The sequence below is a fragment of the Flavobacterium sp. A45 genome, from assembly GCF_002001005.1.
Lineage (GTDB): Bacteria > Bacteroidota > Bacteroidia > Flavobacteriales > Flavobacteriaceae > Flavobacterium.
The window spans coordinates 1-1,641 of sequence record NZ_MUNX01000018.1 but is presented as its reverse complement, the minus strand read 5'-3'; the positions used below and the strand labels follow the sequence as shown (position 1 = coordinate 1,641).

At 26.3% G+C, this 1,641-nt stretch carries 2 protein-coding genes; both read left to right on the top strand.

Annotation, left to right across the window (positions count from 1 at the left end):
• Positions 1-1,018: nucleoid-associated protein (locus B0E44_RS00095; RefSeq protein ID WP_131828077.1), on the top strand; the 1,018-nt coding region annotated here is incomplete at its 5' end.
• Positions 999-1,641 (top strand): hypothetical protein (locus tag B0E44_RS00090; protein WP_131828076.1); only part of this gene is annotated, 643 nt, incomplete at its 3' end. The genes B0E44_RS00095 and B0E44_RS00090, both read left to right, overlap by 20 nt.

Here is a 1,641-nt window from a genome sequence, read left to right as displayed (position 1 = left end):
TTTTCTGCATCATATTGATGTGGAGAACAATTTGGTTAGCCAAATTAGTTTAAACGAAGATTCAATAAATCTAAAACAATATGTTGAGTCGTTAGTTAAAGAAATCTTAGAACAACCCAATAAAAGGATTTATGAATTTAAAGAAGGTGCAACTGAAATAAAAAACTCACTAATTCCAATACTTGAAAAGACAGAAAATATTGATTCTATTATTGAAACTAATGCTAAAAGATTACTTGAAAAAGAAACTAGAACGCAAGATAGAATGAATAGGTTAGATATTGAAATACAGAAAGGAAGTTTACTTCATTTGCATTTTAATTCAGAAGAGACAAATAAAATAATAATTTGTAAAGTTGAGCATGATGAGATTTTAAGTGAAACAAGTTTTGACCTTATTAAGGGATTGAATACCAAAAAGAAGGTTTTTAAAGCAATACTTTTATATTTTGATGACAATAATAGTATCACATACAATTATGTTTTTGACAAAAACTCCAGTAAGTATTGGTGGGATGATTTTTTAGAGTTAAATCAAAAAAATGATGATGACAAAAACACAGAAAAGTCTTTAAATGAAATAGACAAGGTTTTAACTCCTCATAGGGTTAAATATTATGCTGATTATCTTGTGGTAAGAAATGCAGTAATTGGCCATTATAGAACGAGAGATAATTTTAATTTCTCTGATCTGCTTGATGAGGTCTTTACTAATTATGTACCTATTAATCCAGAATTTCCAAGGGATGCAATTATTAATAAAGTTAGAGAATTGCCAAGTAAAAAAGGATTTGATACCCAATTTCGCATATCTAAAAAGGGTATAAATAAAAGAATTCAAAACAAAATTAAATTAGCTAATAATTTATATTTGAGTATTGATGATTATGTTGAAAATCTTAAAAATTTAATTGAACCTTTTCAAGATGAACAAGGCAATAAATTTGTTAAAATTTTATCTACTGAGGGATATGAAACACTAAAAGGACTATTAAGAAATGATTCAACAAATACTTGATTTTTTCCCCATTAAAAGCATTTCAAATGAATCTGATAACTTTTCTAAATATGAGTTAAATTATATTGCATCTTTTGACTCTGATAAAGTAAAGACCTTTAGTAGAAATGTATATGATGAATTTAATTCAATTATAACCAGTCTGGGTTATGATTGGAGTTTTGAAATTGCAGAAAACAATTATTCTATAAATCAAAACAAATTTGAAGAGATAGATGAAATTGAGCAAGATGAAATTACAATTACACTTTTGATCTTCAAAAAAGGTAGTAATGTTGTAATTATTAAGGAAGCGGCTTTCTTTGAAAGTGTTGAAAATATTGGTTTAGAGGGTGTTTTGAAGATTTTAAATAGTAATTACAGTAATGGCATTAAGTTTATAAACAATGCTAATCAATATAAATTTTCTTCTCATTTTATTGGCTATAATTTAGATTTAAAGCAACTTTTAGGGCAAGAGGTAACATTGAGTAGCCAATGCCATTTTAATAATCTTTCTGATTTCAAATATTCTCCTAATTGCTTTAATATTGGTGGATTAAGCTTGAATGATAAGATGATAAATCTCATAGCTAAAATTTATCAAGTGTTCATTTTAATTTACATTTTTGACAGGTCTGAAA